We start from the raw sequence: 24,275 nt of genomic DNA, 5'->3' as shown, positions 1-24,275 counted from the left end.
GAAGGGGCCATGCTGAAAACCGTCATCACCTTCGCGCTGTCCAACATCATCGTGCTGGCCATGTTCTCCGCCGGGTTGGGGCGGCGCCCGGGAGACATCCGGCACGTGCTCCAGCGCCCGGGACTCTACGCGCGGGCCCTGGCCGTGGTGCTGGTGGCGGTGCCGCTGGTGGCGTACGTGCTGGTGCGGTTGTTCAGACTGCCCCCGGTGGCGGCGGCCGCCATCATGCTCACGGCCATCTGTCCCGGGGCGCCCCTGCAGGTGAACCAGGCGAAGTCGCTGAAGGCCAGCGCGACGACGTCGCTCAACCTGCTGCTGCTGCTGGCCCTGTGCGCCATCGTCACCGTGCCCCTCTGGGTCGAAGTGCTGAGCCGGGTGTCGGGGTTCCAGCTCAATGCCACTCCCGAGCTGGTGCTGCGCATGCTGCTCGTGAAGATCCTCCCTCCGATGTTGGCGGGCATGGCCGTCAACTACTTCTTCCCGCGCGTGGCGCCAGTGCTGGCCGTGTGGGTCGACCGCGTGTTCAACGTGCTCCTGCTGGCGGCCGCGGTGGTGGTCATCATCCTGGCGGCGCCGCGGTTGAAGGAGCTCGGGGTGACCACGATCCTGGCACTGGTGGTGCTCGTGTCCGTCGCGGACTTCCTGGGACATCAGGCGGGCGGACCCCGGCCCGAGGACCGCAGGGCCGTGGCGCTGGCCGCCGCGATGGCCCACCCGGCGCTGACGATGACCATCATCGTCCGGAGCTACCCACGCCTGCAGGCGCTGGAGGTGGCGGCGGTGGTGGGCGCCTTCGTCCTGGTCCGGCTGCTCGCGCTGATTCCCTACAAGATCTGGGCGAAGCGGCGGGAGCGGGCGGACCGGGTCCCTCCGGGCAGCGTGCCCACCTGACGCCGGCCGTCCTCAGCGCGCCGCGGGGCGCGTGATGCAGCGGAAGCCGATGTGGCTGGCGCCGCTCTCCACGGCCTGGGGGGAGCGCGCGGCGGGGCGGTAGCGCAGGCAGTAGTTGGGCGCGCACAGGTGACTGCCGCCCTTGAGCACGCGGCGGGGGATGTTCACCTGGGGCATGCCGGGGTCCTTGCTGCCGTCCGCCTGGGCGGGCCCGCGCGGGTTGACGGGGATGCAGCAGGCCTTGCCCTTGTTGCCCGTGTGGCGCGCCTGGAACCAGTCCGTGGTCCACTCCCACACGTTGCCGGCCATCTCGTGCAGGCCGAAGCCGTTGGGCGGGAAGCTGCCCACGGCGCAGGTGCCCTCGTGGCCGTCCTCGCGCAGGTTCTGCCAGGGGAACTCGCCCTGCCAGGTGTTGGCCAGGTGCTTGCCGTCGGGCGTGAATTCGTCCCCCCAGCAGTACTCCTGGCGGTCCAGCCCGCCGCGCGCGGCGCGCTCCCACTCGGCCTCCGAGGGCAAAGCCTTGCCGGCCCAGATGGCATAGGCCTCCGCGTCCTCGAAGGCGATGTGCACCACGGGGTGCTTGCCGCGTCCCTTGAGGTTGCTGCCGGGCCCCTCGGGGTGTCTCCAGCACGCGCCCGGCACGTAGGCCCACCAGCGGGAGATGTCCCGCAAATCGACGCGGCCGGCGGCCTTCCGGAAGACGAGCGAGCCGGGCACCAGCAGCTCCGGGAGCGCGCCCGGGTAGTCCGCGGGATTCAGCGGGCGCTCGGCCACGGTGACGTAGCGCGTGGCATCCACGAAGCGGGCGTACTGCATGTTCGTCACCGTGAAGCGGTCCATCCAGAAGCCCGTCACCGTCACCTGGTGCGCGGGCGCTTCCTCGGGATAGTGGTGGTCCGAGCCCATCCAGTACGTCCCGCCCGGAACCCACGTCATGTCCGGGAAGGGCGCCTCGCCCGGCGGGGGCTCGGGAGTCGGGGAGGGTTCCGGCTCCAGCCTCGCTGCCTCGCTGCTCATGTCCTTGCTCATGGCCTGGTTCCTCGGCGAGGCGTCGGTGGACGCGCTCCGCCGGAGGCAACCTGGACGCGCCGGAGGACGAAGGCACTGGCCCTCGCGGGCGGGGGCGCGCACTGGAAGTGGACGACGGCCTCTGTCCGTGGGGCAGCGGTGCTTCAACCGCTGGCGCCTGCTGCCGGGCTCCTGTGCGGGAGCCCGACCGCCGGGCGCCGGCTCCTCCTCAGTTACAGCCCTGGCTGGACAGCCAGTTGACGCCACGGGTCCGCTCGTTCGTGCCGTTCGAGCCGCCGGAGTCCACGTTCGAGAAGGACATGGACACGGCGCTCCCCGTGGACTGGTTCGTGATTTCCATCGTCATGTTGTTGGGGATGAGCGCGGTGGAGTTCGGGTAGTTCGCACCGATGTAGTAGCGCAGCCGGCCGCTCGGCAGGCCCCCGCACGTGGCCATCTTGTTCTCGAGCTGAGCCCAGTTGCCACGGTTGAAGTTGGCATCCTGGGGCACCAGGTTCGCACGGGAGCCCCAGCCCCCGAGCTGCGAGCCGATGAGGTGTCCCCCGTCATAGTCGTTGCTGGGGTTCTCCGCGTCGCCCCACTGCCCCACGTTCGTCTGACAGGAGTCGACGCGCGGCGCGGCGATGATCTTCGGCAGGTATTTGTACGCCCGATTCGGACGACCTGCGCTGTCGATGAAGTAGTACTCGCCATCGAAGGTGTGCCAGATGTTCCGGTCGCTCGACGGGAAGTACTTCGGGCAGTCGCTGATGAGCGCTTCGTTGACGTTCCCGTGGACGACGTACCCCACGCCATACTGCGTCATCGCCTCCCGGATCTCCTCCTCCGAGTGGCTCTCGAAGAAGTCCAGGAGGCCGCTCGGGCCGCCGAAGTCCTGCTCCATCTGACTGACGGCGCCTTCGCCTCCAAGGTCGGATGTGACGCCGCAACCGCCGAGCAGCAGGCCCACAACCACCGTGACCGACAGCTTGTTCATGTGCGTCCTCCCTCAAGAGCTGCTTTACAAGCTTCGCTGGTTTTGCGGACTCAAGTACCAAGAAAATGAGAATCAGAACGCAACGATTGGGTCTCCCTCGGTGGCCCCGGTCGGACGGCGGCGCCGCCGTGTAGCGGGCCGGGGTAGTGGATCGCAGTCGGGTCACCCAAGCTGTTCGTAGCGGGGTCGGCCAGACGGATCGCACCAGGGGCTGCCAGGCGGATCGCAGGCTGGGGCAGTTGGGGTGGCGGTCCGTTCACCCTGGAGACGGTTGGATGTGTGCTCCGGACGATCTCGATCACCGATTCCGGAGCAAGCCGATCACCCATTCCGGGACAAGCCGAACACCGATTCCGGACCGAGGCGAACACCTGTAGCAGGTTGAAGCACAAGGCCTGAGCAGCGTGGAGGCCCGCGCGGACTGAAGGCCCGGCCGGAACGTTGACGACGCTGGACAGAGCGCCGACCACGCCGCCTCCCGAAACGGAGGCGGCGGTGGCGGCAGAGAGACTGTCCATGCGGAAGCTGAGAGAGATTTTGAGGCTGCACCTGGAGATGGGGCTGGGTCGGCGGGCGATAGCGCGCAGCCTCTCGGTGTCGCCGGGCACGGTGAGTGGCTACCTGGGCCGGGTTCGGGTGGCGAAGCTGACGTGGCCGCTGCCACCAGAGTTGGACGATGACGTAGCGCTGACGCGGCTGCTGTTCGCCGATGAGAGGAATGAGTAAGTGTTCGCCGTCCCCGTCGAGGGCTAGCCTTGACCCGCCGCCCCGCTTGATTGAAAAGACGTGTCCATGCTTCACCGAACTTGCATCGCGCTCCTGCTTCTACTCTCGGCCTGCGCAACCATGGAGCCGAGTCCGGGAGAGCCGGAGGCCCCGAGCCCCGAGACTCGCCAATCTTCAGCGTGGGGCGCTGTACCCCTGGACGGATGACGGGCATTGCGTGGTGCGAGAAGCCTCCAACGAATGGCCTATCCTGGCGGAGAGGTGCTTTCACGCTCTCGATCGCGACAGGGTCAGGTTTCGGGATGTTACCGGAAGATGCGCTGTCGCCTACGCGGATGCAGCCGCTCCCGCAGTCGTGGCCCTCTGTGTCTTTGCGGCACCCGAGATCATCGTCGGGGCAGTGATTGTTGTTGGCGCGGTGGTGGCGGCAGCCGCCATCCAAGAGGGGATCGATGCTTATCAACGGAACGCATCCCGCGAGCGCGCGAAGTCCAAGGCGCAAACGCGGCCCGCTAAGGAACCATTAGCGAACCAAGCGCCTAAGCCAAAGGGGTCGAGCACCGGAGACATCTTCCCCCCACCGCCAGAAACCAAGCCGCGCCGTCCGTCGTGCGAGCCCATCGCAGTGCGGCACGCGGGCGAAGATGTCCCGCACAACGAATGCGCCGATAGGTTTCCGCCCAACCGTTTTCCCGGCATGGACGTATTCGTCGTAACGGGATGCAAACGATGACCGCGCGAAGCCCCCTCATTCTCAACGTCTATGCGCCTGCGCTTCTGGGTGACGACAACCGCACACTCGCTGCCGTCCATGGGATGGAAAAGGCGCTCCCCGGCTTGCGCCTGGAGTGGAGAGTCACCGAGAGGCGACGGCTTGCCGCGTTGCCACAGCGCGATGCGTGGTTGACTGAGGAAGCAACGCGCGGCGAGTTTCCGATGGTATGTAACAACGATGAGCGTTACCCCGTGATGATTTCCGGGCGCCACCGATCCGCGTATGTGAGCCCAGGCGGGCGGCCACAACTCCAAGTCCATGCGAAGTTGCCACTGGACGCGGCCGTTATCACGGCAGCGGCGGATGTGCTTGAAGCAGTGGCAGAGGGCGCACGCGCGTTCTGGGGGCATGCGACGCCGGACGGCGCTTCGGGGAACATCGCGGAGCAGATAGCTCCCACGCTGGAAGGGCCGCCGTCCCCACCCCGTGGTTTGCCCGCCCTGAAGCTCTTCGAGCACATCCGCTCGCCCGAGATTCCCTATTACCTCGGGTGGCTGAACTACTGGTCTGCTGCTGCCGCGCAGGCTATCGGGTTCCCGGACCCCTCGCGCGACGCGGATCTGCTCACGCGGGCGCGTGGAACGCCGTCGGGTGGCTGGGTTGTGCAACTCACGGACGCGCCGCTCGACCTGGACAACCCCGCCCACCTGGACGCGCTCAAACGGGCCTACGAGCGCTTCCCGGAGATCGGCGGGCGCTCAGCGCCTTGACCTCGCAGCTCACGAGCGCCACGTCGGAGCCATGTTGCTCGGCGTGATGCTCGGGCAACGAGGGCAGGGTGCTTCAGGGTGACGGCTTCGCCAGTCGCTCCTCGTACCAGTGCCGCGCATCCCCGAGCTGGACGTGGGTGTCCCCGGGCGTGCGCGGGCCCGACATGGCGCGTGGTGCCGAAGGCCAGCTCGCGTGCGTCCCGGACCTCCAGGTCGCGCAGCACCACCTGCCACGGGTGGGGCCTGGGGGGCCTCGGCGGAGTGCGCTCCTCTGGCGGCAGGGGGTCTACCCGCGCGCGCACTCCCCGGGCCCGGCCACGGCCACCAGGCCCGGCTCCAGCCAGGTCGTTTCAGGCGCCTGCGAGAATGCGTCTCCGCCCTCACCAGATGTAGCGGAGGATGAACTGGCCGTAGCTGAGCGTGGGCGTGCCGGACTCGACCGGGTTGCCATCCCCGTCGGTTCCGATGCGGGGAGCGGCATTCAGGGTCGTCACGGCGCCCAGGCCGACCTGCAGGTTGGGCCGGCCGGAGTAGTAGACGCCGAGCGCGACGGTGCTCGACTTCAAGGTCCTGTCGGGCAGGCGCGCCTCGCTCTCCTGGCCGGTGGTGAACAGGTACTCACCCATGATGGCCACGGGGACTCCGTGGGGCGCGAAGTCCGCGGTGAGCGCGGCCCCGAGGTTGACGCGCGCCGCGTGGGTCTTCTGGGTGAGGCGGTCGCCGAGATCCGAGTCGAAGGGATTCCGCTCTCGCCACGCGTACTCGCCATTCGCGGAGGCCTGGAGTGAGAACATCCGGCCGAAGGCCTGGGCCAGGTACGCGCCGCCGTTCACCGAGGTCTCCGTTGCGGGCACGAGGAGGAACCGGCCCAGATTGCCCAGGATCAGCTCCTCGAGCGTCAGCCCCGGCGAGTTCAGGATGCTGGTGGCGAGCGGGAGGATGGTGACCTCCTTGCCGTTCTGGTAGCCGAAGTTGCCGCGCACGGAGACCTGCGTCCCGCTGCTCTCGTTGCGCCACACGCGCACGATGGCGCCCGCCTGGCCGATCAGCTCCACCGACGCGCCGTCCACCAGCAGGGAGCGCGCGTTCGCACCGGTGATGAGGGTGCCTCGCGCGAAGCCCGCCACGCCCAGCCAGTCCGTGAGGGCGAAGCCCAGGTCCAGCGTCTGCTGGACACCCGTCAGCAGCACGTCCGTCTGGCCCGCCCTGCCGATGGGCAGGTCCGGCACGTCGTAGCGAGCGATGCCCTCCCGGAGGCCCACGTTCGTGGTCACGAAGGCGCTCTGCTGGAGGATGGGGAACTGGAAGGTGTGTCCGCCCAGCTTCCGTGTGTCAGCAGCGGTATGGCACTCGGGCGCTTCAGCAACGGTGTTGCTTTCAGCGGCGGACGCGTTTTCAGGAAGTGCCGCGCTCAGCAGCAGGAGCAGCCCCACGGTCGTCGGTTTCATGGGCTTCCAACGTGGGAGGGCCTTTCCACGGTGGCCACTGGACGGGGAGCGGTGCCGTTCGTCACGCCCCGCACCTCCGTCCTGCCCTCGGGGGCCGCTGTCAGTGGACCGCGGGCTGCTCTTCGCCCGGTGCCACCCCTTCTTCCTCGGGAGGCGGGACCGAGCCGGTCAGCACATTCTGCTTCTCCCGTGCCTTCTCCAGCGCCTGGTCGATGCTGAAGCTCGCGGGCCGCTGACGGGGAGGGAACTGCTCGAAGGTCTTCAGGAACTGGCCGACGGCGGCCTGCGCGGGGACCAGGATGAAGCCGCGCTCCGCGAACCACTGGTCGTAGTACATCGACGCGTCGCTGTCGGCCCGCTCGAAGGGGTCGCTCCGGAGGTTGAAGAGCTTCGGGATGCGGTACTCCACGAGCTTCTCCCTCCATACCCCCAGGCCGTGGGCGCGCTGCTCCATGAAGTGGACCTTCCAGTTGCCGAAGCGCAGGGCCATCAGGTCGCCGTCATCGCTCCAATAGAAGAAGGCGCGGCGCGGGTTCTCCTTCACCTCGCCCTTGAGGAAGGGCAGCAGGTTGTAGCCGTCGATGTGGACCTGGAACCTCTTCTTGCCGGCCGTGTGGCCCCGCTTGAGCTTCTCGACGATGTCGGGCTCGCCGGCGGCCGCGAGCAGCGTGGGCAGCATGTCGGTGTGCGAGAACATCTCGTTGGAGAGGGTTCCCGGCTCGATGACGCCCGGCCAGCGGATGGCGCACGGCACGCGCCAGCCGCCCTCCCAGTTGGTGTCCTTCTCGCCGCGGAAGGGCGTGCTGCCGCCGTCGGGCCAGCTCATCACCTCGGCGCCGTTGTCCGTCGAATACATCACGATGGTGTCCTGGGTGATTCCCAGCTCATCGAGCTTCGCGAGCAGCCGGCCGACGTGGCCGTCGTGTTCGACCATGCCGTCCGGGTACAGCCCGAGGCCCGTTACCCCCTGCGACTCCTTCCGCAGGTGCGTGAAGACGTGCATGCGGGTGGAGTTGAACCAGACGAAGAAGGGCTTGCCCGAGGCGTTGGAGCGTTCGATGAAGTCGGTGCACGCGGACAGGAACTCGTCATCCACCGTCTCCATCCGCTTCTTCGTGAGCGGACCGGTGTCCTCGATTCGCTGCGTGCCGTCGGGGTTGGCGTGGCAATGCAGCACCCCGCGCGGACCGAAGCGCTTCCGGAAGTTGGGGTCCTTGGGGTAGTCCACGTTCTCCGGCTCCTCCTCGGCGTTGAGGTGGTACAGGTTGCCGAAGAACTCGTCGAAGCCGTGCAGGGTGGGCAGGAACTCGTCGCGGTCGCCGAGGTGGTTCTTTCCGAACTGCCCGGTGGCATAGCCCAGGGGCTTGAGCAGGTCGGCGATGGTCGGGTCCTCGGGCTGCAGGCCGAGCTTCGCGCCGGGGAGTCCCACCTTGGTGAGGCCGGTGCGGATGGGGGACTGGCCGGTGATGAACGCGGCGCGCCCCGCCGTGCAACTCTGTTGCCCATACCAATCGGTGAACCGCGCGCCCTCGGCGGCGACGCGGTCGATGTTCGGGGTGCGGTAGCCCATCGCCCCCTGGTGGTAGCAGCTCGGGTTGAACCAGCCGATGTCGTCACCCCAGATGATGAGGATGTTCGGTTGCTTCTTCGCCATGTCTCCCTCCTCGGGAATCGTCCAAAGCTGGAGGGGCCAGGAGGCGAAGGGGAGAAGCGGGCGGACGGGAGGTCGTGACGCCCGTCTGCGTGCAATCCGGGTGCGGAAGACGGTCAGCCCCGCCCGGGAGGGCTGCTTGCCCCGGACGCGAGTCGCACCAGCTTCCGTCCGGGGAGGCCGTCAATCCATGGGTGACGACAAGCTGAAGACGTACCGCGAAGGTGACCGGTTTCCGGGGCGGATTGGCAGGACGTGGGAGGACTCCGAGCCGGCGTTCCCGGTTCCACCGAAGGCCCCGAAGGACGCGCCCAACGTCCTCTACGTCATCCTGGACGATGTCGGGTTCGGCTGGTGCGAGCCGTTCGGTGGGTTGATTCGCACGCCCAACATGATGCGCCTGGCGCAGCAGGGGCTTCGGTACACCCACTTCACCACCACGGCGCTCTGCCCTCCCACGCGCTCGTGCCTGGTCACCGGCCGCAACCACCACTCGGTGGGCATGGCCAACATCACCGAGCTGGCGACGGGCTTCCCTGGCTACAACGGGCGTCAGCCGCAGAACAAGGCGGGCATCCCCGCCATGCTGCACCAGCACGGGTACACCAGCTTCTGCATCGGCAAGTGGCACAACACGCCGTCGGAGGAGACGACGATTGCCGGCCCCTATGACCGCTGGCCCACCGGCTCCGTCTTCGGCTTCGACCGGTTCTACGGCTTCCTGGGCGGAGACTGCGACCAGTGGGAGCCCAAGCTGTTCCTCGACCGCGAGGCCGTCGACGCTCCGCGCACCCCGGAGCAGGGCTACCACCTGTCCGAGGACCTCGTGGACAGGAGCATCAGCTGGATCTCCCAGCACACCTCGGCGGACCCCACGCGGCCGTGGCTGACGTGGCTGGCCCTGGGCTGCGCGCACGCGCCCCACCACGTCGCGCCCGAGTGGGCCGACAAGTACAAGGGCAGGTTCGACATGGGGTGGGACGCCTACCGGGAGCAGGTGCTCGCCCGCCAGAAGCAGCTGGGCATCGTGCCCGAGCACACGCAGCTCGCTCCCATGCTCGAGGGCGTCCAGAAGTGGGACACGCTCTCCGCCGACGAAAAGCGCCTGTTCGCCCGGATGGCGGAGCTCTACGCCGGCTTCATCGAGCACGCCGATGCGCAGCTTGGCCGGCTCGTGGAGTTCCTGGAGCGCACGGGTCAGTTGGACAACACGCTCGTCTTCGTGTTCATCGGCGACAACGGATCCTCGGGGGAGGGGACGCTGACGGGCCTGTTCAACGAGCAGAGCGTGGCCAACAACGTCCCGGAGTCGGTGCAGCAGAACCTGGCCCGGCTCGACAAGTTCGGCCAGCCCGGCTCGTACAACCACTACCCGGTGGGCTGGGCGCTCGCGGGCAATGCCCCGTTCAAGCTCTGCAAGCAGTACACGCACTTCGGCGGCGTGCGGAACCCGCTCATCGTCCACTGGCCCCGTGGAATCGAGGCCCGGGGTGAGCTGCGGACGCAGTACCACCACGTCACCGACATCGTGCCCACCATCCTGGAGGCCATCGGCGTCGAAGCGCCCCGGTTCATCAACTCCGTGCAGCAGGAGTCCATCGAGGGCGTGCCGATGAACTACTCGTTCAACAATGCGAAGGCGCCGTCGAACCACACCACCCAGTACTTCGAGATGCTGGGCAACCGCGGGCTGTACCACGACGGCTGGAAGATCGTGACGTACCACGGGCGCAAGCCGTGGGAGAACAAGGCGCGGTGGGACTTCGACGCGGACCACTGGGAGCTCTACAACCTCGCCGAGGACCCGTCCGAGTCCAATGACCTGATGCAGGACAGGGATAGGGCCAACCTGAACGACCCGCTGGTGAAGAAGCTCATCGAACTGGTGGGCCTGTGGTGGGCCGAGGCCGGGAAGTACCAGGTGCTGCCGCTCGACGACCGCTTCCAGGTTCGCGCGCTCGGGCGGGAGGGGCTCTACAAGCAGCGCGAGCGGCTGACCTTCTACGAGGGCGCCGTGCGCATCCAGGAGTTCGCCGGGCCCGAGACGAAGAACCGCTCCTGGGAGATGATGGCAGAAATCGAGGTTCCCGCGGGCGACGTCAACGGCCCCGTCGTCGCACTGGGCGGAAGCTCTGCGGGCTGGTCGCTGTACCTGAAGGATGGCGTGCCGGTGTTCTGCTACAACTTCCCCGGCCCCGAATACACCTTCATCCGCGCCACCGCGCCCCTGACACCCGGGCACCACAAGCTGCGGTACGAGTTCGAGAAGACGGGCCCGGAGCCGTACGGCGCGGGGGGCAACGGACGCCTGTTCGTCGACGACGCCCTGGCGGCCCAGGCCTTCATTCCGCGCACCGTGTCGGTCGGCTACTCAATGGACGAGACCTTCGACGTCGGCTGGGACAAGGGGACGGCCGTCACTCCGGAGTACAAGTCGAACGCCCGGTTCACCGGCAGGGTCCTCCGCGTGGACTTCGACCTCAAGCCCGACTTCCACCCCGACTACGACGCGAACACGCGCGCCGAGTCGAAGTTCACGCACGAGATGCTGCGCCAGTAGCCCAGGCGGAGCGGAGGAGCGCTGGAGGCGCCCGAGGTCGCCTCCGCGCTGTCGTCCCGCCGGTTGAAGCGTCTTGAAGCCTGTGCGGAGCCACCCCCACGGGGCACTGGCCCGGAGCCTCGTGCGGCCTAGCTTCCCGGCAACCCAGGCTGTGGCACAGAGGGCGACAGGTCACCATGAAGAAGAATGGCAAACGGCAGGCGGGCGACGGGGCGGGTTCCTCTCCCAACGACACACTCCAGCGCGAGGTCCTCCCCATCCCGGACCAGCTCTACCAGGGCGTGCGCCCCTTCAGCGCCAGGGACCCGAGCGCGAAGTTCCCACCCATCGTTCCACTGAGGCCTCCGAGCGGCGCGCCCAACGTGCTCGTCGTCCTGCTGGACGACGTGGGCTTCGGAGCCACCAGCGCCTTCGGCGGCGTCATCAACACCCCCACCGCGGATCGCCTGGCGGCAGGCGGCCTCAAGTACAACCGCTTCCACACCACGGCGCTCTGCTCGCCCACGCGCGCCGCGCTGCTCACCGGCCGCAACCACCACGCGGTGGGCTTCGGCGGCATCACTGAAATCGCCACCTCCTCGCCGGGCTACACCTGCATGCGGCCCAACCACTGCGCGCCGGTGGCCGAAATCCTCAAGCTCAACGGCTACAGCACCGCGCAGTTCGGCAAGTGCCACGAGGTGCCCGTCTGGGAGACGAGCCCGGTGGGGCCTTTCGAGCGGTGGCCCACCGGCTCCGGCTTCGAGTACTTCTTCGGCTTCGTCGGCGGGGAGACGAACCAGTGGCACCCGTCGCTCTATGAGAACACCACGCCCATCGAGCCGGACCGCACGCCGGAGCAGGGCTACCACTTCATGGAGGACATGACGGACCGGACCATCGACTGGGTGCGCCAGCAGAAGGCGCTCGTGCCGGACAAGCCCTTCTTCGTCTACTTCGCCCCGGGCGCCACCCATGCCCCGCACCACGTCCCCAAGGACTGGGCGGACAAGTACAAGGGCCGCTTCGACGCGGGCTGGGACACGCTCCGCGAGGAAATCTTCGCGAAGCAGAAGAAGCTCGGCGTCATCCCCAAGGACGCCGTGCTCACCCCGCGCCCCAAGGAAATCCCCGCCTGGGACGCCATGCCGGAGAAGCTCCGGCCGGTGCTCGCGCGGCAGATGGAGGTGTACGCGGGCTTCCTCGAGTACGCGGACTCGCATGTCGGGCGGCTCATCGACTCGCTGCAGAAGATGGGCATGCTGGAGGACACGCTCGTCTACTACATCATCGGCGACAACGGCGCCTCCGCCGAGGGCACGCTCAACGGTACGTTCAACGAGGGCCTCATCTTCAATGACATCCAGGGCGTGGAGACCCCAGACTTCCTCATCCAGCGGACGGACAAGCTCGGCACGCCCGAGGCCTACAACCACTACGCGGTGGGCTGGGCACATGCCATGGACACGCCCTACCAGTGGACCAAGCAGGTGGCCTCGCACTACGGCGGCACGCGCAACGGCTGCATCGTCCACTGGCCCCGAGGCATCCAGGCGAAGGGCGAGGTCCGCTCGCAGTTCTCCCACGTCATCGACGTGGGGCCCACCATCCTGGAGGCTGCGGGCCTGCCCCAGCCGGTGATTGTCAACGGCGTGCAGCAGACCCCGATGCAGGGGGTGAGCATGCGCTACTGCTTCGACGACGCGAAGGCGCCGGAGCGGCATGAGACGCAGTACTTCGAGATGTTCGGCAACCGCGGCATCTACCACCAGGGCTGGACGGCCGTGACCCGGCACCGCACCCCGTGGGAGTCCAAGCCGCTCCATGGCCTGGAGGACGACGTCTGGGAGCTCTATGACACGACGAAGGACTGGACGCAGGCGAGAGACGTCGCCGCCGAGCAGCCAGAAAGGCTGCGCGACCTGAAGCAGCTCTTCCTCATCGAGGCCGCCAAGTACTACGTGCTGCCGCTGGACGACCGCAGCATGGAGCGCTTCAACTCGGAGATTGCCGGGCGGCCCGAGCTCATCCACGGCGACACGCAGCTGCTGTCGGGCTCGATGCGGCGGCTCAGCGAGAACTCGATGCTGAACCTCAAGAACAAGTCGCACTCCGTCACCGCCGAGGTGGAAATCCCGGAGAGCGGTGCGAATGGCGTCATCGTCACCCAGGGCGGCGCGTTCGGTGGCTGGTGCCTCTACGCGCGCGGGGGGCGGCTCCACTACTGCTACAACTACGTCGGGCTGAACCGGTACGACGTCGAGTCCGACCGCGCGCTGCCCAAGGGCACGCACCAGGTCCGCATGGAGTTCAAGTACGACGGCGGAGGCGTGGGCAAGGGCGGAGACGTGACGCTCTACGTGGACGGCAAGAAGGTGGGCCGCGGCCGGGTGGAGAAGACCATGGCCTATGTGTACTCCGAGGAGTCGGCCGACGTGGGCATGGAGCTGGGCTCGTCCGTGGCGGAGGGCTTCCACGACGGCGACAGCAAGTTCACCGGACGGGTGAAGTGGGTGCAGCTCGACAAGGGCAAGGAGGACTTCGACCACTACCTCTCGCTCGAGGAGCGCTTCCGCGGGGCGATGGCCCGCCAGTAGGTGCGGGCATGGTGGGGGCGATGAAGCTGTCGGCGGCGAAGGCGTGGCAGGCCGTGCGGCGCGGGGTGCCCGGGCTGCGGCTGGCGGAGGGCTATTCGCGCCGGTGGTTCCGGGCGGACCTGCTGTCCGCGCTCACCATTGGCGCGATGCTCATCCCCCAGGGGCTGGCGTACGCGCAGATTGTCGGCGTGCGCCCGGCGGCGGGGCTCTACGCGGGCATCGCGGGCATGCTGGCCTACGCGCTGTTCGGGCCCTCGCGGCACCTCATCGTCGGGCCGGAGGCGGGGGCTGCCATCCTCGCCGCGGCGGCCGTGGCCCCGTTGGCGGCAGGGGCGGACCCCGCGCACCATGCGTCACTGGTGGCGCTGCTCGCGCTGATGGTGGGCGTGCTGAGCCTCCTCGGGGGATTGCTGAAGGCGGGCGCGCTCGCGGACTTCCTGTCCCGGCCGATTCTCATCGGCTACATCAACGGCGCGGCGCTGATCATCATCGGCAGCCAATTGGCGAGGCTCTTCGGGCTGGAGCGCAAGGCGGACGACTTCGCCGGTCAGGTGTACGAGGTGGGCGCGAACGTGCAGCGGGCCCATCTGCCGACGCTGCTGCTCGGCGTGGGCATCATCGGGGTGCTGGTGCTCCTGCGGCGCTTCCTGCCGAAAGCGCCCGGCCCGCTCATCCTGGTGGTCCTGACCACGGCGGCGGGGCAGTTGTTCCAACTGGCGCACGACGGCGTGAAGGTGGTGGGCGAGCTCTCCGCGACGCCGCCTGGCTTCGGGCTGCCTTCGGTGCAGTTCGGGGCCGTGCGCGCGCTGCTGCCGGCGGCCTTCAGTCTGGCGCTCGTGAACTACGCCAGCTCGGTGCTCGCGGGCCGCATCTATGCGGACAAGTTTCGCTACCGGCTGGATACGAATCAGGAGTTCATCGGTCAGGCCGTGGCGAACCTGGCCACGGCCTTCACGCAGGGGTTTCCCGTCACGGGGAGTGACTCGCGCACGGCGGTCAATGCGTCCATGGGGGGACGGACGCAGTGGGTGGGGGTGATGGCGTCGGGGGTGGTGCTCGTCTTCGCGCTGTTCCTGACGCCGCTGCTGCGCAACCTGCCCATGGTGACGCTGGGGGCCATCGTCGTGGTGGCCGCCGTGTACCTGATGGATGTGCGGTCCATCGTGGACTTGTGGCGGGTCCGGCCGGTGGAGGCGGTGCTCGCGGTGGTGACGATGGTGGGGGTGCTGGTGCTGGGCATCCTCCAGGGCATCCTCGTCGCGGTGGCGCTGGCGCTGGGAGACCTCATCCGCCGGGCGGCCCGGCCGCACGATGCTGTGCTCGGCACGAGGGAAGGGGTGCCGGGCTTCCACGACATCGAGCGGCACGCGGATGCGGAGACGGTTCCGGGCCTGGTGGTCTACCGCTTCGACGCGCCCATCTTCTTCGCGAATGCGCGGCACTTGAGGGAGGAGGCCCGGGCACTGGTGGCGGGGGCGCGGGCGCCGGTGCGGTGGTTCGTGCTGGATGCGTCCGCCGTGTTCGACCTCGACGTCACGGCGGCGGAGGGGCTGGAGAAGCTGCGGCGGGAGTTCGAGGAGGAGGGTGTGGTGCTGGGCATCGCCGAGGCCCGGGCGCCGATGCGACGGATGCTGTGGCGCACGGGGTTGGTGGAGCGGATTGGGCGGGAGAACCTGCATCCGACGGTGGGGGCGGCGGTGCGGAGCTTCCTGGAGGTCCATGCCGAGGCGGCTGGCCACCTGCCTGGAGGTGTCCCGCCGACGCCTCCCGCTGTGCATTGAAGGAAGCCCTCCGTGGAGTCTGGCGAGCTTGCTCTCTGCCCGGTACCCGGAGCCGCTCCAGGGGATGCGGCTTCGAGCACGGGGAGGTCCCTTCAGGGTGCGTCGATCAGAAGATGCCCTGTCCCGGCGTGAGGATGTGGTCCGGGTCGTAGCGCCGCTTCGCGTGCTCGAAGCGCTCCCAGTAGGGGTGGAAGTGGCGGTGCCAGTCAGCGGGGCTCAGCTGCACGGCATCGACGGGGTAGATCTTCCCGCCGATGGCGGTGAGCCGGTCGAAGATGGCGCGGTTCTTCTGCAGGAGGGCCGCCACGTTCTCCGGCGTCGGGGGAATGGCGGTGCGCAGCAGCGAGAAGAGGAAGACGTGCCGGTCCGTGGGGGTGCGCAGGAAGGGCGTGGTCAGCTCGGCGGAGCGGAAGGGGTAGAGGAGGATGGGCCCCTGGCCCATGTCGGCCACGGTCGTCTGGGCGAGCACCTCCTGGACGAAGGCCTCCGCGGCCCGGGCGGGGACGAACATGTCCAGCCACGGGTGGGGAAAGCCCCAGATGCCGAGCTGCTTGAGGAACTCGATCAGCGGCGCGAGCCGGTTGGCGAAGTCGAAGTAGCTGCCGTCGCTCACCTGCAGCGTCCCGGGCTGGAAGCCCAGGCCCGCGAGCAGCTGCGCATCGTTCGGCTCCGAGCCCGGGGTGAAGTACTTCACCACCTCGAGCTGATACGCCCAGCCCCCGTTGGAGGCGACGGCGGAGCCCTCGACGTAGTCGAAGCGACCGTCGTCGATGAGCCGCCGCTGGTCCTCCATGAAGCGGTGGAGGTCGTTGTACAGGGCGGTGTACGTCCGAGCGCGGGGCGGCACGTCGACGAGCCGCACCCGGGCCCGCACGATGATGCCGAACTGGCCCAGGCCCGAGCGCACGGCGTCGAACAGGGGCCGCTCACGCCAGCGCGAGCACCGCACCAGCTCACCCCGGCCCGTGACGACGTCCAGCTCCAGCACGTTGTCCACCTGGAGGCCCGAGCGAAACGCCTGCCCGCCGATGCCTCCCGCCGACAGCGTTCCACCGATGCTCAGCTCGATGTAGTCGGTGAGCACCGGCGGGCTCTTGCCGGAGGGTAGCGAGGCCTGCAGCAGCTCGTGCCACCGGACGCCCGCATCCACCCAGGCGCTGTCCTCGCAAATCTCGTGGATGGTCGACAGCGTGGACATGTCGATGACGATGCCCGCGGGAACCTGGGACTGGCCGAAGGTGCTGTGGCTCTCACCGAGGCCCCGAGCGGCGGCAATCTTCAGGCCCTGGCGCCGCGCGTAGCGGACCATGGCCACGATGTCCTTCACCGAGCCGGGGACGAGCACGGCCCACGGCGTGCGGTGGATGATGTGACCGAAGTCGTCCGAGGCCGCGGTCAGCGACGCCGCGTCCATCAGCAGCTCGCCATCCAGCTGCGGCAGGGGGACCGCGCCAGCCTCCAGCGTGGAGGCCCAGCTGCGGCTCATCGGGTTGAATGCCACTGCGACCAACGCACCTTGGAGCAACGTTCTCCGTGACACGGTTCGACTCGACATGGACTCCTCCTGACACCTCGGAGGTTTCTATCCCGAGCCAGCACCCCCAACAATCGCCCTCCCTACGGGCTCCAGCGCCCACGGCCGGACGGCGTAACGCCTCGGAGTGGGGCGTGTGCCGTGGGCTATGCTGCCAGCGCCATGACTTCGGGAAGCCGCGAGAGCGTCCACGCGCCCATCGAGTGGGGCGACGGAATACGCCCCTACACTCCGCTCTCGACGCTCAAGCCCCTCTCCGAGGGCCTCTGGTGGGTGGACGGCCCCGTCGCCCGGATGCGCTATGGCCCCGTCTCCCTGCCGTTCCCCACGCGCATGGTGGTCATCCGGCTGCGCTCGGGCGGCTTGTGGCTCTGGTCTCCCACGGCTCCCACGCCCGCGCTGTTCGCGGAGGTCGATGCGCTCGGGCCCGTCGAGCACCTCGTCTCGCCCAACAGGTTCCACTACGCGGCCCTCCCGGCCTGGAAGGCGCGCTACCCGCATGCGACGGTCTGGGCCTCTCCGGGAGTCCGTGAGCGCGCACGCTCGCAGCAGCTCGAGGTCCCGTTCGACGCCGACCTCCAGGATGACGCTCCCGCCGCATGGGCGCAGGAGCTCGAACAGCTCGTCTTCCGAGGCAGCCGCTTCGTGGAAGAGGTCGTGTTCTTCCACAAGGCCTCCTCGACGTTGATCCTGGCGGACCTGGTCATGGCCCTCGAACAGGAGCGTGTCCGGCCGCGCTTCCGGTGGCTGCTCACCCTCGGTGGCGCCATGTGGCCGGGGCAGACGCCTCGCGAGGTGCAGGCGACGTCGTGGGGACGGAAGGCCCAGGCGCGCGCCTGCTATCAGCGGATGCTCGGATGGCAGCCGCGGCGGGTGCTCTTCGCTCATGGCCGCTGCTATCTCGACGACGCGGTGGCCCGGCTGGAGCGCGCTTTCGCCTGGCTGCGCTGACGTCCTGGAAACGACACTCGAGCTTTCTCGCTCAGCCCTTCTCCTTCCGGGTCGCGAAGAGCCAGTAGCCGGCGAGCGTGAAGAGGAGGAAGTACCCGAGCGCCATCGTATGGATATCGACCGCGGGGGAGGCGACCTTGCTGCTGTTCGTCTCCTTCAGGTACTCGATCATCGTATATAGAAATGCAAGAAATATAGGCGGGTGGCGCTCCTGTGGGGCTGCGAGACCCGCGAGCGAAGCGGCGGGTTTGGGCGGGGTAGGGCGCCCCACCTGCGGTCGAGGTCGCGCGATGTTGGGTGGGTGAAGACCCAACCGCCGAGTCCAGCCACGTTGGTGGCTGAGCTTCAGCGTTTGTACCGAGCGAATGGTGGTTTGATGCGGACGACATCGATGTCGCGCAGTGCGGCTCCCCCGAGATAGTTGACCGAGAACGTCACCGCATCGGCGACGCTCTCAAAGACAGCCAACTCAGAGTCCTCAGACTCTGCTTCGATCGCCGCAACACGATTTGGCTGCTCACCAGTCCAGCACCACGACGCACTCCCGGGCGAGAGGCAAGCGGCATAGAAACGAATCTCATCGAGCATACATGCAAGGGCGACCCATCGCGTGTAGCCCGTGACCGTGAATGCTGGATCCTCGGTGGCGCGGGAAGTCACGTACTCCCCGTCACCGCACGGTGACCACAGCAGATCGCAGAAGATGCCGCACTCCTTGAGTTCCCCGGGCATCGAAAGCCCACGTCGACTCACCTCGGCCCGGAATCGATCGATCAATCTCATCATTCGTAAGCCCTTTGGCTACCTGCCCTCTGGTCATCCCCGGCGCAAGCCTGCTGCGCACCCGCAGTGAGCACCTCCGAATTCCGTCATGGGCGAGGAGTACGGGACTTGAATCCGTGGCCCGCTGGGAATGGAGGCGTCGCTCTGTTGCCGCTCATCGACTGACTGCACCATGCGCTCGGGGTCGGGCGATTTTTTGCATCATTTCTCTGTTCGTCGGCTCTCAAGCTGTACCTCATCAAGGACGTGCCATACCGGCTGCTTCTTCGATGAGCAAAGCGAGGATAGGGTATGCGAATCAGGACGATGGCCGGAGGGCTCCTGGCTGCGGGACTGTTGGCGGCAGGGTGCGGGGGCGTTGACACCACGATGGACGAGCCCTCCAATCTCGCGACGCGGGAGGACGCACTGCCACCGTGCGATGGCGGTTATTACGACCACCTCGTCTACACCGATGCGACGTACACCACCGTAAAGGGAGGGTGGCATTGCCATTGCGGTGAATATAACGGGTGGGTCTTTGGGAGTTTCAGCGGCCCGTACTACCAGGACGTTGAGCTGGGGGCGTGTTTCTAAGTCGGCTCCCATCTTTCGGCGCGGATGGGCGGCTCTGTGTGGGACGACCCCGCCCAGCCGCAGTCGGCCTGGCGGCGGTCCGCCCGGCCGTAGCGGCGTATCCGCTTCTCTTCCCACAACTTCCCCGACATCCGCTTGTGCAGGTGCCACCCCAGGAAGTCGAAGCCTTCCTTCCCTTCGCGAAGCTCTACCTCCCGCGTCTTCTCCGGGTGCAGAGTCAGCTTCATCCGCGCGAATTGAGGTACCCTGTCTCGAGTGGGACGCCCCGAGCCCGACGGTGGAGCCTTCATGCAGACGTCCAGCCTGGCAGCGAGACCCATCCGGATGAACCCGCTCGTCGGGCTGATCCTGGCCATCTACCACGGGCTGGCGCTCGCGGCGTTCGTGCTCCCATTGCGCCTGGACTGGGTGCTCGCGGGCTTCGGCGTCTTCCTGCTGGTCGGGCTGGGGACGACCCTGGGTCTCCACCGGAAGCTGACCCATCGCTCCTTCGACTGCCCCCGCTGGCTGGAGTACGCGCTGGTCACCGCGGCCATGCTGACCCTGCAGAGCAGCCCGCTCGAGTGGGTGGCGAACCACCGCATCCACCACGGGCACGCCGACAAGGAGCGGGATCCGCACACGCCGCGAAAGGGCTTCTGGTACAGCTACCTCGGATGGGTGGTGGATGATTTGTCGACGGACCGGGAGGCCTACAAGACCTACTGCCGCGACCTCGCCCAGGACCGCTACTACCTCTGGCTCCTGCGGTACCGGTTGGTTCCGCACGCGCTCCTGCTGGCACTCATCGTCGCGGTGTGGGGCTGGCAGGCGGCGCCGTGCGTGCTGTACCTGCCGCTCAAGCTCTGGATGCATGCCCAGTACATGGTGAACTCGGTGTGCCACGCGGGCAGGCTCGGGTTCCGCTCGTACGACTCGCCCGATGAGAGTCGCAACGTGTGGTGGGTGGGGCTGTGGGCGCTGGGCGAGGGCTGGCACAACAACCACCACGCCCACCCGCGCTCGCCGATGCTCGGGCGGGGGCCGTGGCAGCTCGACGTGGGCGGTCTGGTGCTGCGGTTGCTGGTCAAGCTGGGACTTGCCACGTTGCCGCCAGCCGCCGCGGCGAAGGTGCCCGCGATGGATGCTCCTGCCTCTCCTTCTTGAGCGGCATCATGCCGGCATGAGCGCCCGGGTCAGCCCGCCCGAATCCGTCACCACCCTCTACACGCGGGTGCGTGGCGAGGATGGGCGGGCGGCCGAAGCAGTGGGCGAGTAGCTCGGCAGCGCCCATGAGCAGCGTGACGGCTTCCTGCAGTGATGATCGGCATGGGGCTGTTGATCAACGTCGGGATGCGGCGCCACATCTTCCAGGCGGCGGTTCGTCGAAGGTAGGATGGGGTGGGCGAAATGCACACCTCTTCGCCCGCGGGCGACACCATGTGCACAGCAGGGAGCAACTCAGGCTCTCACCTGCCGAGAATCTGTGCATGAAAGTTCACCACGCCGCCAGGCACGCTGCCCCGGTCCACCACAACGCCGCGAAGTCGAAGGGCCCGACTGACTTCAAGATCGGCTCGTTCAACGTCCTCGGCGCCAGCCACACCGCGCCCGGTGGGAACAAGGCGTCCCGCCCCTCCGGCGTGGAGCGGATGAAGCTCGCCGCGCAGGTGATCCAGCAGCACAAGCTGGACGTCGTCGGCTTCCAGGAGTTCGAGAAGAGCCAGCGCCAGGCGTTCATGCACGACACCAAGCACCAGTTCGAATTGTACCCGGGGACGCACGGAGGCGCAGACCCGGTGAACTCGATCGCGTGGCGCAAGGACAAGTTCGACTTCGTGAAGGGGACGCATGTGACCGTCCCGTACTTCGAGGGCAACAAGAAGCAGATGCCCGTGGTGCTGCTGAAGGACAAGGAGACCGGGCAGAAGGTGTGGGTGATGAACGTCCACAACCCGGCCGACACCAAGAAGCACCCGGACAACGAGAGGAACCGCGACATCGCGACCGCGAAGGAGATCGCGTTCATCAAGCAGCTGGAGAAGACGACCGGCCACCCGGTGATCTTGACGGGTGACATGAACGAGAAGGCGGAGGCCCGGCAGCACATCACCCAGGGCACCGACATGAAGGCGGCGATGAACGGGAAGAACTCGCACTCGAAGCGCGTGGGGATCGACTGGATTTTCGGGTCGCCCAGCGTGCACTTCGACGGCTACGACCGCGACGCCGGCAAGAAGGTCCAGCGCGCGAGCGACCACCCGCTGATCTACAGCAACGTGCACATCCCGGCCGACAAGAAGAAGTAGCGCCCCCCTCATTGCAGCGGGTTCGATTCCCGCCGCCTCCACATTCGAAAGCCCGGCAATTGAGTCGGATGGGCCGTACCTGTCTCGCCCGCGTCGCATGAGCGGCGCGGGCAGTCAGAGAGGCGCTGCCTCATCGACCCTCAAGGATCGAATCGAAACGCAGTCGCACTGGCCGAAGCGCGCGTCGCGAACTGCTGACAGAATCGCGTCAGCTCGGCGTATTGCGCCGTCGGCAGGACCTCCCGGAACTCCAGATGCGTCACCAGACAGAACAGGGTGACCTCCAGGAAGCTCAAGTCCCGCTGCGCCGGGAGCGCGGCGAGGACGGTCCCTACGTTCTGCTCCAGCCACGCCATCATGTTGAGCAGCGCGGTGCGCATCTTCGCCTGGTGCGGACCTTCCGTGCCGCCGCCCACCTTGGCCATGACCAGCGACACCTCCGTCGCCATGGCCTGCGTTGCGAGCTCCTGCGCATTGGCCAGCACCGGCACGTCGAGGTCCTCTGGCCATACGACGCGGGGCTTGCGGCTCGACTGCCGGTACAGCTCACGACAGACATTCAGGGCACCGAACCAGACACCTCGGGACGTCTGCAGGCTCGGGATTCGGAGCGCGGGATTGCCGCCGTAGTCCTCCGCATTGGAGGACATGAGGTCTCGTACCACGCGGAGGTCGTAATCGATGCCCAGCTCGGCGGCGAAGATGCGGGTGATTCGCGTGAAGTGGGAGCTGGAGCGGCCGACAATCACAGGTCTGGCGATTTCTTCGAGCACAGTTGGCATCTGTGTTCCTCCAATTCGAGAGGCGAGACGGGCAACTCTCACCACTGCCCGTCGTCGAGCGCGCGGATAACGGCGTCATGGCCCGCGCGCCAGGCGAACTCGAAGTCCTCGCCCGCGCCCCGGAACGCCTCGACGGACGTGCCGGTCATGTCCACGCGGATTTCCCGCACCTCGCAGTCCAGGTCGGAACGGTAGAAGGCGGGCTCGTCGGTGACGTTGATGGCGATGAGTCGCGAGCCCGGGAACAGCTCGCAGGCGTCATGCACGGGCACCGCCGACACCCGATCCGCGCCCGGGTCGATGCGCTGGAGCGTCGCGTCTTCGAACAGGAACGGGTTGGCCGCGCTGGAGGCCACTGCCTCCGCGACGGAGCCCTGCGTCGCCGCCACCCGGTGCAGGCCCTCTCCCGTGGGCTCCTGGTAGAAGGTCGCGAAGGGCACCGGCAGTTCCTCGATGCGCGCCCCATGGTGGAAGCGCTCCAGCACCTGGGTGAAGCGCTCATGGCTGAGCTCGGGAACCGATGACGCTCCTCCCGCCGCGCCCAGCGCCCCCGCCGCGAGCGCCGGAGCCAGCGCACCGCCCGAGATGAGCACCGCGAGCAGGCCCACCGCCGCACCCACCACGCCGCGCTTCTTTGCCTCCTCCATCGTCTCGTGCTCGTACACCTGGAAGAACGCCCGGTAACGGGTGCGCATGTCCTCCTCGGGAGCGGAGGCATAGAGGCTGCCCACCAGCGCGCCCATGCTGTTGCCCACCACGCAGTCGATGTGCACGCCGCGCTCTGTCAGCGCATCCAGCGCGCCCAGGTGCGCCAGCCCCCGCGCCGACCCCACGGAGAGCACCACGCACGTGCGCTCCGGGGCATGACGCAACGCCGACCCGCTCCGCCGGCAGGAGGCCGCTCCCACCATCAGCACGGCGAGCAGGGTGACGCGCAGGAGCTGCTTCATGGAGTCCTCCAAGATGATCGCTGGACTCTAGCCCAGCCCCGGGAGGGACTCCCTCGTGCGACCCCAACGCCCTCGGCCCGTCCTCGAATCGACCGCCCACCCGAGGCTTGCGCCGGGAGCAGGGCGCCCCCGAGCGGAAAGGGCGCTGCCACCGTGCGTATGGCTCACCCGCACCCGGGAGGACACTCCCCCTCGTCACCACCGGGGGGCAGCGCAGTCACATCCCGCGCACCTCGTGGGGCTTGTAGGGCGCCTCGAGCGCCTTCAGCTCCTCGGGGGCCAGCTTGAGGTCCACCGCGCGCACTGCGTCCTCCAGGTGCTCGGGCTTCGTGGCGCCGATGATGGGCGCCGTCACCTGAGGCCGTGACAGCAGCCACGCCAGCGCCACCTGCGCGGGCGGCACGTTGCGCGCGGCGGCCACCTTCTGTGTGGCCTCCGCCACCTCCCAGTCCCCGGGCTGGTCATAGAGCTGTCCGGAGAAGGTGTCCGACTTCGCGCGAGCCGTGGAGCTGCGGTCGTTCAGCGACTTGCGGGAGCCCGCGAGCAGGCCGCGCGCCAGCGGAGACCAGGGGATGACGCCGATGCCCTCGGACTCGCACAGGGGCAGCATCTCCCGCTCCTCCTCGCGGTAGACGAGGTTGTAGTGCCCCTGCATGGAGACGAAGCGCGACCAGCCGTGCAGGTCCGCCACGCCCAGCGCCCTCGCGAACTGCCACGCGTACGCGGACGACGCGCCCAGGTAACGCACCTTCCCCTGGCGCACGAGCTGATCCAACGCGGACAGCGTCTCCTCCAGCGGCGTGTTCGGGTCCATGCGGTGGATTTGATAGAGGTCGATGGTCTCCACGCCCAGCCGCTTCAGGCTCGCCTCGCAGCCCTGGACGATGTGCTTGCGCGACAGGCCGCGCAGGTTCTGCCCGTCGCCCATGGGGAAGTAGACCTTGGTGGCAATCACCACCTCGTCCATGCGCGCGTAGCGGCGCAAGGCACGGCCCGTGACTTCCTCGCTGACACCCATCGAGTACATGTCCGCGGTGTCGAAGAAGTTGATGCCCAGCTCCACCGCGCGGCGGAAGAAGGGCTGCGCTGCTTCCTCGTCCAACACCCAGGGGCGCCAGGTGGGCGTGCCGTAGCTCATGCAGCCCAGGCAGATGCGGGACACCCGCAGGCCGGTGCGGCCCAGGTTGGTGTACTTCATCGGTTCAATCCTCCGTCGTGACAGGACTCGTGGACGCTTGGTCGCCCTTGTCCTGGAAGCCGTCGCGTCATACTCCGGCCGGGTGGGTCT

20 protein-coding genes are annotated in these 24,275 nt (G+C 67.9%); 10 read left to right on the top strand and 10 right to left on the bottom strand.

Translation table 11 applies throughout. The features are described from left to right. Positions 1-9 precede the first annotated feature (9 nt). Positions 10-891 (top strand): bile acid:sodium symporter family protein, encoded by an 882-nt coding sequence (locus G4D86_RS01170; RefSeq protein ID WP_163988457.1) that lies wholly within the window; start codon positions 10-12, stop codon positions 889-891. A 12-nt stretch (positions 892-903) separates the two neighbouring features. On the opposite strand, the gene G4D86_RS01165 is transcribed toward G4D86_RS01170, so the two are convergent. Beyond that, positions 904-1,920 (bottom strand): formylglycine-generating enzyme family protein, encoded by a 1,017-nt coding sequence (locus tag G4D86_RS01165; RefSeq protein ID WP_205519420.1) that lies wholly within the window; start codon positions 1,918-1,920, stop codon positions 904-906. Positions 1,921-2,128: 208 nt separating this feature from the next. After that, positions 2,129-2,896, bottom strand: a complete 768-nt coding sequence (locus tag G4D86_RS01160; protein ID WP_163988455.1) for a DNA/RNA non-specific endonuclease — start codon at positions 2,894-2,896, stop codon at positions 2,129-2,131. A gap of 516 nt (positions 2,897-3,412) precedes the next feature. Between G4D86_RS01160 and G4D86_RS01155 the strand changes: the two genes are divergently transcribed. From G4D86_RS01155 to G4D86_RS01145, 3 genes are read left to right on the top strand one after another with little or no spacing between them, the layout of a single operon-like run. Continuing rightward, the gene (locus tag G4D86_RS01155; RefSeq protein ID WP_163988453.1) at positions 3,413-3,622 is read left to right on the top strand and encodes a hypothetical protein; all 210 of its coding nucleotides are present in this window, start codon (positions 3,413-3,415) and stop codon (positions 3,620-3,622) included. Further along, complete coding sequence (locus G4D86_RS52500) at positions 3,606-4,355, top strand: DUF6310 domain-containing protein (RefSeq protein ID WP_338050580.1); 750 nt, start codon at positions 3,606-3,608, stop codon at positions 4,353-4,355. Before G4D86_RS01155 ends, G4D86_RS52500 begins: the two co-directional genes overlap by 17 nt. Continuing rightward, positions 4,352-5,107, top strand: a complete 756-nt coding sequence (locus tag G4D86_RS01145; protein WP_163988451.1) for a DUF5953 family protein — start codon at positions 4,352-4,354, stop codon at positions 5,105-5,107. The genes G4D86_RS52500 and G4D86_RS01145 overlap by 4 nt, the downstream gene beginning before the upstream one ends. A 380-nt stretch (positions 5,108-5,487) precedes the next feature. Here the strand turns inward: G4D86_RS01145 and G4D86_RS01140 are convergent, their stop codons facing one another. Beyond that, positions 5,488-6,555: a hypothetical protein gene (locus G4D86_RS01140; RefSeq protein ID WP_163988449.1), complete on the bottom strand. Its 1,068-nt coding sequence runs from the start codon at positions 6,553-6,555 to the stop codon at positions 5,488-5,490. Positions 6,556-6,655: 100 nt separating this feature from the next. Further along, on the bottom strand, positions 6,656-8,209 hold the full coding sequence (locus tag G4D86_RS01135; protein WP_163988447.1) for an arylsulfatase: 1,554 nt from the start codon (positions 8,207-8,209) through the stop codon (positions 6,656-6,658). 187 nt (positions 8,210-8,396) lie between these two features. Between G4D86_RS01135 and G4D86_RS01130 the strand changes: the two genes are divergently transcribed. From G4D86_RS01130 to G4D86_RS01120, 3 genes are all read left to right on the top strand, one after another. Beyond that, entirely contained in the window at positions 8,397-10,766 is a 2,370-nt protein-coding gene (locus G4D86_RS01130) for an arylsulfatase (protein ID WP_163988445.1), read from the top strand. A 176-nt stretch (positions 10,767-10,942) separates the two neighbouring features. Then, positions 10,943-13,342, top strand: coding sequence for an arylsulfatase (locus G4D86_RS01125; protein WP_163988443.1), 2,400 nt, complete (start codon positions 10,943-10,945; stop codon positions 13,340-13,342). A 20-nt stretch (positions 13,343-13,362) separates the two neighbouring features. Beyond that, on the top strand, positions 13,363-15,123 hold the full coding sequence (locus tag G4D86_RS01120; protein ID WP_163988441.1) for a SulP family inorganic anion transporter: 1,761 nt from the start codon (positions 13,363-13,365) through the stop codon (positions 15,121-15,123). A 106-nt stretch (positions 15,124-15,229) separates the two neighbouring features. On the opposite strand, the gene G4D86_RS01115 is transcribed toward G4D86_RS01120, so the two are convergent. Next, positions 15,230-16,609 carry an FAD-binding protein gene (locus G4D86_RS01115; protein WP_240359972.1) on the bottom strand — a complete coding sequence of 460 codons (1,380 nt, stop codon included), beginning with the start codon at positions 16,607-16,609 and terminating at the stop codon, positions 15,230-15,232. A gap of 210 nt (positions 16,610-16,819) precedes the next feature. Between G4D86_RS01115 and G4D86_RS01110 the strand changes: the two genes are divergently transcribed. After that, a complete protein-coding gene (locus G4D86_RS01110; RefSeq protein ID WP_163988437.1) occupies positions 16,820-17,608 on the top strand; it encodes a DUF4336 domain-containing protein in 789 nt (262 codons plus the stop codon). A gap of 31 nt (positions 17,609-17,639) precedes the next feature. On the opposite strand, the gene G4D86_RS01105 is transcribed toward G4D86_RS01110, so the two are convergent. Together G4D86_RS01105 and G4D86_RS01100 are read right to left on the bottom strand one after the other, a co-directional pair. Then, entirely contained in the window at positions 17,640-17,780 is a 141-nt protein-coding gene (locus G4D86_RS01105; protein WP_163988435.1) for a hypothetical protein, read from the bottom strand. Between the two features lie 173 nt (positions 17,781-17,953). After that, the gene (locus G4D86_RS01100; protein ID WP_163988433.1) at positions 17,954-18,394 is read right to left on the bottom strand and encodes a hypothetical protein; all 441 of its coding nucleotides are present in this window, start codon (positions 18,392-18,394) and stop codon (positions 17,954-17,956) included. Positions 18,395-19,255: 861 nt separating this feature from the next. On the opposite strand from G4D86_RS01100, the gene G4D86_RS01095 reads away from it, so the two are divergent. Together G4D86_RS01095 and G4D86_RS01090 are read left to right on the top strand one after the other, a co-directional pair. Then, on the top strand, positions 19,256-20,113 hold the full coding sequence (locus tag G4D86_RS01095; protein WP_240359971.1) for an acyl-CoA desaturase: 858 nt from the start codon (positions 19,256-19,258) through the stop codon (positions 20,111-20,113). Positions 20,114-20,436: 323 nt separating this feature from the next. Then, complete coding sequence (locus G4D86_RS01090) at positions 20,437-21,255, top strand: endonuclease/exonuclease/phosphatase family protein (protein ID WP_163988431.1); 819 nt, start codon at positions 20,437-20,439, stop codon at positions 21,253-21,255. A gap of 140 nt (positions 21,256-21,395) precedes the next feature. Here the strand turns inward: G4D86_RS01090 and G4D86_RS01085 are convergent, their stop codons facing one another. The 3 genes from G4D86_RS01085 to G4D86_RS01075 all read right to left on the bottom strand — a co-directional run bounded on the left by G4D86_RS01085 (position 21,396) and on the right by G4D86_RS01075 (position 24,185). Then, the gene (locus G4D86_RS01085; protein ID WP_163988429.1) at positions 21,396-22,037 is read right to left on the bottom strand and encodes a glutathione S-transferase N-terminal domain-containing protein; all 642 of its coding nucleotides are present in this window, start codon (positions 22,035-22,037) and stop codon (positions 21,396-21,398) included. Positions 22,038-22,075: 38 nt separating this feature from the next. Beyond that, positions 22,076-22,987: a patatin-like phospholipase family protein gene (locus tag G4D86_RS01080; protein WP_163988427.1), complete on the bottom strand. Its 912-nt coding sequence runs from the start codon at positions 22,985-22,987 to the stop codon at positions 22,076-22,078. A 217-nt stretch (positions 22,988-23,204) separates the two neighbouring features. Beyond that, the gene (locus G4D86_RS01075; RefSeq protein WP_163988424.1) at positions 23,205-24,185 is read right to left on the bottom strand and encodes an aldo/keto reductase; all 981 of its coding nucleotides are present in this window, start codon (positions 24,183-24,185) and stop codon (positions 23,205-23,207) included. Between the last annotated feature and the right edge of the window lie 90 nt (positions 24,186-24,275).

It is taken from the genome of Pyxidicoccus caerfyrddinensis, from assembly GCF_010894405.1.
Classification (GTDB): domain Bacteria; phylum Myxococcota; class Myxococcia; order Myxococcales; family Myxococcaceae; genus Myxococcus; species Myxococcus caerfyrddinensis.
Note: the sequence above shows the minus strand (reverse complement) of the source record. Positions and strands in the feature narration are given on the sequence as shown.

Coding starts and splice junctions, on each gene's coding strand:
- G4D86_RS01080 (WP_163988427.1), bottom strand. CDS start 22,987: ATGAAGCAGCTCCTGCGCGTCACCCTGCTCGCCGTGCTGATGGTGGGA.
- G4D86_RS01090 (WP_163988431.1), top strand. CDS start 20,437: ATGAAAGTTCACCACGCCGCCAGGCACGCTGCCCCGGTCCACCACAAC.
- G4D86_RS01165 (WP_205519420.1), bottom strand. CDS start 1,920: ATGAGCAAGGACATGAGCAGCGAGGCAGCGAGGCTGGAGCCGGAACCC.
- G4D86_RS01160 (WP_163988455.1), bottom strand. CDS start 2,896: ATGAACAAGCTGTCGGTCACGGTGGTTGTGGGCCTGCTGCTCGGCGGT.
- G4D86_RS01130 (WP_163988445.1), top strand. CDS start 8,397: ATGGGTGACGACAAGCTGAAGACGTACCGCGAAGGTGACCGGTTTCCG.
- G4D86_RS52500 (WP_338050580.1), top strand. CDS start 3,606: ATGAGAGGAATGAGTAAGTGTTCGCCGTCCCCGTCGAGGGCTAGCCTT.
- G4D86_RS01075 (WP_163988424.1), bottom strand. CDS start 24,185: ATGAAGTACACCAACCTGGGCCGCACCGGCCTGCGGGTGTCCCGCATC.
- G4D86_RS01085 (WP_163988429.1), bottom strand. CDS start 22,037: ATGCCAACTGTGCTCGAAGAAATCGCCAGACCTGTGATTGTCGGCCGC.
- G4D86_RS01145 (WP_163988451.1), top strand. CDS start 4,352: ATGACCGCGCGAAGCCCCCTCATTCTCAACGTCTATGCGCCTGCGCTT.
- G4D86_RS01155 (WP_163988453.1), top strand. CDS start 3,413: ATGCGGAAGCTGAGAGAGATTTTGAGGCTGCACCTGGAGATGGGGCTG.
- G4D86_RS01115 (WP_240359972.1), bottom strand. CDS start 16,609: ATGAGCCGCAGCTGGGCCTCCACGCTGGAGGCTGGCGCGGTCCCCCTG.
- G4D86_RS01105 (WP_163988435.1), bottom strand. CDS start 17,780: ATGATCGAGTACCTGAAGGAGACGAACAGCAGCAAGGTCGCCTCCCCC.
- G4D86_RS01170 (WP_163988457.1), top strand. CDS start 10: ATGCTGAAAACCGTCATCACCTTCGCGCTGTCCAACATCATCGTGCTG.
- G4D86_RS01100 (WP_163988433.1), bottom strand. CDS start 18,394: ATGATGAGATTGATCGATCGATTCCGGGCCGAGGTGAGTCGACGTGGG.
- G4D86_RS01140 (WP_163988449.1), bottom strand. CDS start 6,555: ATGAAACCGACGACCGTGGGGCTGCTCCTGCTGCTGAGCGCGGCACTT.
- G4D86_RS01120 (WP_163988441.1), top strand. CDS start 13,363: ATGAAGCTGTCGGCGGCGAAGGCGTGGCAGGCCGTGCGGCGCGGGGTG.
- G4D86_RS01110 (WP_163988437.1), top strand. CDS start 16,820: ATGACTTCGGGAAGCCGCGAGAGCGTCCACGCGCCCATCGAGTGGGGC.
- G4D86_RS01095 (WP_240359971.1), top strand. CDS start 19,256: ATGCAGACGTCCAGCCTGGCAGCGAGACCCATCCGGATGAACCCGCTC.
- G4D86_RS01125 (WP_163988443.1), top strand. CDS start 10,943: ATGAAGAAGAATGGCAAACGGCAGGCGGGCGACGGGGCGGGTTCCTCT.
- G4D86_RS01135 (WP_163988447.1), bottom strand. CDS start 8,209: ATGGCGAAGAAGCAACCGAACATCCTCATCATCTGGGGTGACGACATC.